This window comes from Streptomyces sp. NPDC005496 (genome assembly GCF_042872045.1).
Taxonomy (GTDB): Bacteria; Actinomycetota; Actinomycetes; order Streptomycetales; family Streptomycetaceae; genus Streptomyces.
This window is the reverse complement of the sequence record NZ_JBIAJQ010000015.1, coordinates 233,331-241,533: the sequence shown is the minus strand read 5'-3', so window position 1 is coordinate 241,533 and position 8,203 is coordinate 233,331. Positions and strand designations below refer to the sequence as shown.

Below are 8,203 nucleotides of genomic sequence, written 5' to 3'. Positions count from 1 at the left end.
GTGGAACGCGTCAAGGAACGCGAACTCCAGGGCTACACCTACGAAGCCGCCGACGCCTCCTTCGAACTCCTCCTGCGCGAAGAGGTGGAGGGCCGTGCCCGCACGTACTTCGAGGTCGAGTCCTGGCGCGCCATCGTGGAGGACCGCCCGGACGGCACCCACGCCAACGAGGCGACCGTGAAGCTCTTCGCCAAGGGCGAGCGCATCGTCGCGACGGCCGAGGGCAACGGCCCCGTCAACGCCCTCGACCGGGCCCTGCGGGTCGCCCTGGAGAAGATCTACCCCCAGCTCGCCCAGCTGGAGCTGGTCGACTACAAGGTCCGCATCCTGGAGGGCAAGCACGGCACGTCCTCCACCACCCGCGTCCTCATCTCCACGTCCGACGGCACGGGCGAATGGTCCACGGTCGGCGTCGCGGAGAACGTCATCGCCGCCTCCTGGCAGGCCCTGGAGGACGCGTACACGTACGGGCTGCTGCGCGCGGGTGTGGAACCGGCGGCCTGACCCCGGACGCCGGGCGGGCCGGGATGCCCGGCCCGCCCGGCGCGGGGACGCCGAGGCCGGCTCCACCCCGGCGTCCGCTACTGCAGACGCCACTTCTGGTTCGTCGCGCCCGTGCAGGTCCAGATCTGGATCCTCGTGCCATTGGCCGACGAATTGTCCGTCACGTCAAGGCACTTGTCGGCCGCCGTGTTCACCACGTCGCCGGTGGAGGCGTTGTACGACCAGCGCTGGGCCCCCGTGCCGTTGCAGTCGTAGAGCTGCACCTTGGCGCCGTCGGCGGTCGACGCCGAGGTGACGTCCAGGCACTTGCCGAGCGCCTGGACCGAGCCGTCGGCCTTCACCGTCCAGCGCTGGGCGGCCGAGCCGTTGCAGTCCTGGAGCTGGACGGCGGTACCGTTCGCGGAGGAACCGCCCGCCACGTCGAGGCACTTGCCCGCGAGCCCCACGAAGGTGCCCGTCCGGTCGCCGCCCCCGGCCTGCGTGCCGGACCAGGTGAACGTCGCCGACGTCTTGCCCGGCAGCGAGTAAGTGGCGTGCTGTGAACCCCAGTTGAGGGTCACCGTCTTCGCCGAGGACGCGTCGTTGTACGCGATCAGGGCCTTGGAGCCGTCCGGGTTGCGCCAGGCCACGTTCGGCACCGAAGCGCTCGCCGTGGACGCGATCCGCTGCGCGCCCGGCCGGACGAACTTCGTCAGGTGGCCCATCGTGTAGTACTCGACCGTGTAGTCGACCTGCCCGCTCTGCCCGTCGCCGTTGTGGACGGTGATCAGCCCCGAGCAGGTGCCGCAGCCGCCGTTGTGCGGACCCCGGTTCTGGTCCACGGCCAGCGACCACTTGGTCACCGACTTCGCCCAGTTCCGCGTGTAGTTGACGATGTCGAGCATGTCCTCGCGCTGCTGGTTGGCGATCCAGGTCCCGCCCGAGTGCTCGGTGCCGAAGGCGTCCAGTGACGGGTACTGGTTGTGCACGGCGGTCTGCTTGGCCACGTCGCCGCCGTAGCCGTGCCAGGCGATCCCGCCGAAGTTCGGGTGCGAACGGACCGCCGCGTCGTCCACCGTCTGGGCCGCGTAGGAGTCGTAGACGTCCCAGTTCCAGTCGTGCGCCAGCACCTTCGTGGACAGACCCGCCGCCTGGAGCTTGGGCAGGAGCTCGCTCTTGGTGAAGTAGGCGAGCCCGGAGGCGTTCCAGCTCATCGAGGGGTAACCGGCGCAGCACGTCGGCTCGTTCTGCGCGGTGACGTACGCGACCGGGATCCCCTGGTCGCGGTAGGCCTGGAGGTACTTCACGAAGTACGAGGCGTACGCGCCGTAGTTCTCCGCCTTCAGCCAGCCGCCGTTGAGCTGCCCGCTGTCCTTCATCCAGGCGGGCGCGGTCCACGGCGAGGCCATCACGGTCAGCGCCGGATTCAGCTGGCGGGCCTGCTTCGTCAGCGGCACCACGTCGGCCAGGTCGTGTGCGATCGAGAACTCGGACAGGTCCGCGTCGGTCTGCCCGGCCGGCACGTCGTCGTAGGTGTAGCCGTAGCGGGCGAGGTCGGAGGCGCCCATGGGATTGCGCAGGAACGACAGCCCGATGCCGTCGGTGGGGGAGAACAGCTTGCGCATCGTCGCGTCCCGGGTGCTCTGCGAGAGGGCCCCGCTGCTGTTCATCAGCCAGGCCGCGGTGTCCGTGAAGGAGGCGCCTCCGCCGGTGAACGTCTGGTAGCGGGTGTTCTCGTCCACGGTGATGTTCTCGCCGCTTCCGCCGCTGCCCGCCTGGAAGGCAAAGGGCGTCTGCGCCTGCAGGCCGCGGGTGACATGGCGGCCGCCGGTGTCGTCCGTGGTGGTCAGGTAGGCGGTGACCTGCTCACCGGCGGCGTGCGCCGGCGCGGTGGCGACGGCGGTGAGGCCGGCGGTGGTGAGCAGCCCGGCGACGAGCAGCCGGGCCGCCCGGGTCGTTCTCCTCGTGGAGCGTGCGGTGTGCATGGTGCGCCGCCCTTCTGGGGGTGGGGGAGTGGGGCGTGCGACCCGTGAGTATTTGACGGCCGCCAGGGCTCGTCAAGGGGTTGCGCGTTCACAAGCCGAAGCGACAACGGCCCTGATCCGGACGGGACTTGCCCGTGTACCGGTTCTGGCGTGAAGTCTTGACGGCTCGGCGGGGCGCCAGTTAACTCACGCCGTGATCTAAGCCGTAAGAGGAACCTGATCGTCTCCGAGGAACGTGAGAGCCGAGAGGAAGCCCATGGGAAGGCTCGACCGGATGTCCGCGCGAAGAACCGCCCTGCTCGCCTGTGCCGCTCTGCTCACCGGACTGCTCCCGCTCACCGCGGCGGGGGCGGCCGCGGGCGCCGACGAACCGGCGCCCGTGCCCGTCGACACCTTCGAGGGCGAGGTCCCGTTCGCGAATCCGCCCGCCGAGGGCCTCTTCCCCTGGGGCGGCGACGCCGACGACCCGCCGCGGCTCGCCCTGACCGCCCGCGACGACGCTCCCCAGGGCGCCAAGGTCCTCACCGGCGGATACGACATCAGCGGATACGGCGGCTTCACCCACGACTTCGCCTTCGACCGCCCCGCCCGCGACTGGTCGGCCCACAAGGGCATCCGGTTCTGGTGGGAGGGCCGGGACAACGGCAAGAGGATCAGCTTCGAGATCAAGGACGGCGGCGCCAACGGCGAGGCCTCCGAGCTGTGGACGACGTCCTTCACGGACGACTTCACCGGCTGGAAGCAGATCGAGATCCCCTTCACCGACTTCACCTATCGCACGGACTACCAGCCCGTCGGCGGTATCGACCAGGTCCTCGGCCTCACCGGCATGTGGGGGTACGCGCTCACCCTGCCGACCGGCGTCAAGGGCGACTTCGCCATGGACGGCGTCGAGCTGTACGGCAAGGGCGCCCAGTCCCTGCGGGCGAGCGTGGTCACCGACGCCGCCGTGCACACGGTCAAGGAGGGCGCCGCGGCCGACGTACGGATCTCCGTCGCCACCACCGGCTCCGTCCCGATCGACGAACCGGTCACCGTCGCCTACGAGACGGCCGGCGGCACCGCCGAGGCCGGCACCGACTACACCCGGGTCGCGGGTGAACTCACCTTCCCCGCGGGCACCGCCTCCGGCACCTCGCGCACGGTACGCGTCCCCACGCTCAAGGACCGGTCCGCCGAATCCGCCGAGACCGTCCCGCTCAAGCTGACCGTCACCGGCGCCAGGGCCCCCGCCGAGAACCCGCAGGTGGTGATCGACGCCCACGGACTGCCGTACCTGGACGCGAAGCTCCCCGTGAAGAAGCGGGTCGCCGACCTCGTCTCCCGGCTGTCCCTGGAGGAGAAGGCCGGGCAGATGACCCAGGCCGAGCGCGGCGCGCTCGGCACGCCCGGCGACATCGCCGCGTACGACCTCGGCTCGCTGCTCTCCGGCGGCGGCTCCACCCCGACCCCGAACGTGCCCGAGGCCTGGTCGAGGATGATCGACGCCTTCCAGCTCCGGGCCCGGGCCACGCGGTTCCAGATCCCGCTGATCTACGGGGTCGACGCGGTGCACGGCCACAACAACCTCTTCGGCGCGACGGTCATGCCGCACAACATCGGCATCGGCGCCACCCGTGACCCCCGGCTCGCCGAGCGGACCGGCGAGGTGACCGCGGCCGAGGTGCGGGCCACCGGCGTCCCGTGGGACTTCGCGCCCTGCCTGTGCGTCACGCGCGACGAGCGCTGGGGCCGCTCCTACGAGTCCTTCGGCGAGGACCCGGCCCTCGTCAAGTCGATGGAGACGGTCATCCAGGGTCTCCAGGGCGCCCGCGACGGCAGGGACCTGAAGGACGACGACCGCGTGCTGGCCACGGCCAAGCACTACGTCGGCGACGGCGGCACCGGTTACGGCTCCTCGGCCACCGGCTCCTACACCATCGACCAGGGCGTCACGAAGGTCACCCGCCAGGAGCTGGAGGCGGTGCACCTCGCGCCCTTCAAGACCGCCGTGGACCGGGGCGTCGGCACGGTCATGCCGTCCTACTCCTCGCTCGACATCATCGGCGACGACGCCGGCCCGGTGAAGATGCACGCCGACGCGGAGATGATCAACGGAGTCCTCAAGGACCGCATGGGCTTCGACGGCTTCGTCATCAGCGACTGGGCGGCCATCGACCAGATCCCCGGCGACTACGCCTCCGACGTCCGCACGTCCGTCAACGCCGGACTCGACATGATCATGGTCCCGTACGAGTACAAGAACTTCCGTACGACCCTGGTCGACGAGGTGAAGGCCGGCCGGATCAGCGAGCGGCGGGTGGACGACGCCGTGTCCCGCATCCTGGCGCAGAAGTTCAGGCTGGGTCTCTTCGAGAAGCCGTACGCGGACACCAGCGGGGCATCGAAGATCGGTTCGTCCGCCCACCGGGCCGTGGCCCGTCAGGCGGCGGCCGAGTCCCAGGTGCTGCTGAAGAACGCGGGCGGGGTGCTCCCGCTCAAGAAGTCCCAGAAGGTGTACGTCGCCGGCTCCAACGCCGACGACCTCGGCAACCAGACGGGAGGCTGGACCATCACCTGGCAGGGCGCGTCCGGGAAGATCACGGACGGCACCACGGTCCTCCAGGGCATGCGGAAGGCCGCCCCCGGCGCGAGGATCGACTACTCCAAGGACACCTCGGCCCCGACCGAGGGCTACGACGTGGGTGTGGTCGTCGTCGGCGAGACCCCGTACGCCGAGGGTGTCGGCGACGTCGGCAACGGCAACGACCTGGAGCTGACCGCCGCCGACAAGGCCGCCGTCGACAAGGTGTGCGGCGCCATGAAGTGCGTGGTGCTGACCGTCTCCGGCCGGCCCCAGCTGATCGGGGACCGGCTCGGTGACATCGACGCCCTGGTGGCGTCCTGGCTGCCGGGCACCGAGGGCGACGGCGTGGCCGACGTGCTCTACGGGAAGCGGGCCTTCACCGGACAGCTGCCCGTCACGTGGCCGAAGTCCGAGGCCCAGCTGCCGATCAACGTCGGTGACGCCTCGTACGACCCGCAGTTCCCGTACGGCTGGGGTCTGACGACGCTGACGAAGGTCCCCGGGGGCGGTTCCGCGGCCCTGCGGACCCTGGCCCTGGTGGCCGCCAAGGCCGAGCGCCTCGGCGCGGACGAGGCCGGACGCGCCGCCGTGACGAAGGCGCGGCTGCTCGTCCAGCAGAGGATCGGCACGAGGCTCACGCCGGCGACCGCCAAGCCCTTCGCCGACGCCGACCACCTGCTGCTCACCGGCCGCTACAAGGAGGCGGTGGCCAGGCTGACGACGGCGTACAAGTCGGCCTGACCCGCCGACCGGAACTCCGGAGGGGCCGCGACGCGGCCCCTCCGGAGCCACGTCCGGGCACCCCCGGTCCGCCGGTCGGCCCCAGCCTTCCGGTGAGCCGCGTCGGGAGCCGGCCCCGGCCGGCCAGGATGCCCGGTTCCGGGCGCGTTCGGGTAGCTTCGAAGGTATGAAGGCCGCACTGACCCGGGGCTTCCCCGGTCTGCTGATCGCGCTCGTCCTCGCCGCGCTGGCCGTGCTCTCCACCGGCGCGCCACCGGCCCACGCGGCCACCGACGTCTCGACGGTCGCGCGGGCACTGCGCGAGAACCCGGTCTACGTCGACCCGGCCGCCTCCGCCCAGTTGTCCGCGCAGGAGGCCGACGCCCTCTCCGAGAAGATCGAGAAGGCGGACAAGCCCGTCTTCGTGGCCGTCCTGCCCGCGGACTTCCCCACCCGCAGCCTCTTCGCGAACCTGCGCACCGCCACCGGGATCACCGGCCTGTACGCGATCAGGCTGGGTGACCGGTTCGATGCGCGCGCCGACTCCGCCGTGATGTCCCGCACGGCCGTCCGGAACCTCGTCACCAGCGTCCAGGACGAGGACACCGCGACCCAGCTGAACGACTTCACCGACCGCGCCCTCGCCTCCATCCGCGGTTCGGCCCCCGCGAGCTGGGGCTCCGGCGGCGGGGACGACGTGCCGGCCGGCGCGCTGATCACCGTCGGCGCGGTCGCCGTGGCGGGCGGCGCTGGCGCGTACACCCTCGTCCGCCGCAACCGGCGCCGCAAGGAGGAGGAGCAGCGGGCGGCCCTCGACCGGCTGCGCGTGGTCGTCGACGAGGACATCACGGCCTTCGGCGAGGAGCTGGACCGGCTCGACTTCCATCCCGGGGAGAAGGGCGCGGACGACGCGATGCGCGCGGACTACGAACGCGCGCTGGACGCCTACGAGCAGGCGAAACAGTCGATGGCCGCCGCCCGGCGGCCGGAGGACGTGCGCCCGGTCACCGAGTCCCTCCAGGACGGGCGCTACTCCCTCGCCGTGCTCGCCGCGCGCCGTGAGGGACGGCCGCTCCCCGAGCGCCGCGCCCCCTGCTTCTTCGATCCGCGCCACGGCCCTTCGGTCGCCGACGAGCCCTGGACCCCGCCGGGCGGTGCGCCCCGTGAGGTGCCCGTCTGCGCGGCGGACCGCACCCGTCTCGCCGAGGGCTTCGACCCGGCGGTCCGCGAGGTCGACACCGCGTACGGCCGCCGCCCGTACTGGGACGCCGGACCGGCCTACGGCCCCTGGGCCGGCGGCTATTTCGGCGGCGGCATCCTCCCGGGCCTGCTGATCGGCACGCTGCTGGGCAGCGCCATGTCCACCCCGTCCTACGCGTCGGACTACGGCTCCGGCTACGGCGACTTCGGTGCCGGCGGCTACGGCGGCTACGACGGCGGCGACGTCTCCGGCTCGAACTTCGACCCCGGTGATTTCGGCGGCGGTTTCGGGGACGGCGGGGGCGGCGGCGACTTCGGCGGTGGCGGGGGAGGGGACTTCGGCGGCGGCTTCTGATCCGCCGCACACTGACGCACCGCACGCAGAACCGGGCCGGCCGTGGCTCCCCTTGAGGAGTCCCGGCCGGCCCGGTCGTGGTCGCGGCCGTCGTGCGAGCGGTGGCCGCGGACGCGAGCGCCCGCCCTCCGTGTACGGGGGAGTAACGAGGGCGGGCGCGTCCGGGGTGGGCGCCGGGGTCAGCCGGCGTTCTTGATCGCGGAGATGTCGAAGTTCAGCTTGATCTTGTCCGAGACCAGGACACCGCCGGTCTCCAGGGCCGCGTTCCAGGTGAGGCCCCACTCGGAGCGCAGGATCTCCGACTTGCCCTCGAAGCCGACGCGCTCGTTGCCGAACGGGTCCTTCGCGGCGCCGTTGAACTCCAGGTCGATGGTGAGCGGCCGGGTGGTGCCGAGGATCGACAGCTCGCCGGTGACCCGGTAGTCGTCGCCGCCCAGGGCCTCCACGGAGGAGGACCGGAAGGTCATCGCCGGGAACTCGTCGGTCTTGAAGAAGTCGGCGCTCTTGAGGTGGCCGTCGCGGTCGGCGTTGCCCGTGGCGACGCTGTCCATCCGGACGTCCAGCGAGACGGTGGACTTCGACGGGTCGGAACCGTCGAGGTGCAGCGTGCCCTCGAAGTCCTCGAAGCCGCCCTTGACGTTCGTGACCATGGCGTGGCGGGCGACGAAGCCGATCGTCGAGTGCGCCGGGTCGATCGTGTAGTCGCCGGTCAGCGCGGCCAGGTCGGCGGACGGCGCCGTCTCGGTCAGCGTGGCGGTGGCGGTGCTGGTGTCGTCGGTGTTCTTGCGGCCGAAGATGCCCATGTCCTGCTCCTTGGGGGACGGGTCGCGAGCCTCACGGAGGTCGCGACCGCGGAGTCTGTTTAACTTTCAACGAGGTCAACACGGACGACCG

Annotated in this window: 5 protein-coding genes; 3 read left to right on the top strand and 2 right to left on the bottom strand. The window is 71.5% G+C overall.

The genetic code is table 11. The features are described from left to right. Positions 1-504 (top strand): alpha-isopropylmalate synthase regulatory domain-containing protein (locus ACFYQQ_RS36390; RefSeq protein WP_388906810.1); only part of this gene is annotated, 504 nt, incomplete at its 5' end. Positions 505-581: 77 nt separating this feature from the next. Here ACFYQQ_RS36390 and ACFYQQ_RS36385 read toward each other — a convergent pair. Then, entirely contained in the window at positions 582-2,468 is a 1,887-nt protein-coding gene (locus ACFYQQ_RS36385; RefSeq protein WP_388906807.1) for a ricin-type beta-trefoil lectin domain protein, read from the bottom strand. A gap of 274 nt (positions 2,469-2,742) precedes the next feature. Here ACFYQQ_RS36385 and ACFYQQ_RS36380 point away from each other — a divergent pair, with 274 nt between their 5' ends. Both ACFYQQ_RS36380 and ACFYQQ_RS36375 read left to right on the top strand, forming a co-directional pair. Beyond that, positions 2,743-5,775, top strand: a complete 3,033-nt coding sequence (locus ACFYQQ_RS36380; RefSeq protein WP_388906805.1) for a glycoside hydrolase family 3 N-terminal domain-containing protein — start codon at positions 2,743-2,745, stop codon at positions 5,773-5,775. A 166-nt stretch (positions 5,776-5,941) separates the two neighbouring features. Beyond that, positions 5,942-7,309, top strand: a complete 1,368-nt coding sequence (locus ACFYQQ_RS36375) for a hypothetical protein (protein WP_388906802.1) — start codon at positions 5,942-5,944, stop codon at positions 7,307-7,309. 179 nt (positions 7,310-7,488) lie between these two features. Here ACFYQQ_RS36375 and ACFYQQ_RS36370 read toward each other — a convergent pair whose 3' ends face one another. Then, a complete protein-coding gene (locus ACFYQQ_RS36370) occupies positions 7,489-8,112 on the bottom strand; it encodes a YceI family protein (RefSeq protein WP_355790847.1) in 624 nt (207 codons plus the stop codon). Between the last annotated feature and the right edge of the window lie 91 nt (positions 8,113-8,203).

Bases quoted from the DNA above. Each gene is read 5' to 3' on its own strand.
- ACFYQQ_RS36380 (WP_388906805.1), top strand. From the start codon at position 2,743: ATGTCCGCGCGAAGAACCGCCCTGCTCGCCTGTGCCGCTCTGCTCACC.
- ACFYQQ_RS36370 (WP_355790847.1), bottom strand. From the start codon at position 8,112: ATGGGCATCTTCGGCCGCAAGAACACCGACGACACCAGCACCGCCACC.
- ACFYQQ_RS36375 (WP_388906802.1), top strand. From the start codon at position 5,942: ATGAAGGCCGCACTGACCCGGGGCTTCCCCGGTCTGCTGATCGCGCTC.
- ACFYQQ_RS36385 (WP_388906807.1), bottom strand. From the start codon at position 2,468: ATGCACACCGCACGCTCCACGAGGAGAACGACCCGGGCGGCCCGGCTG.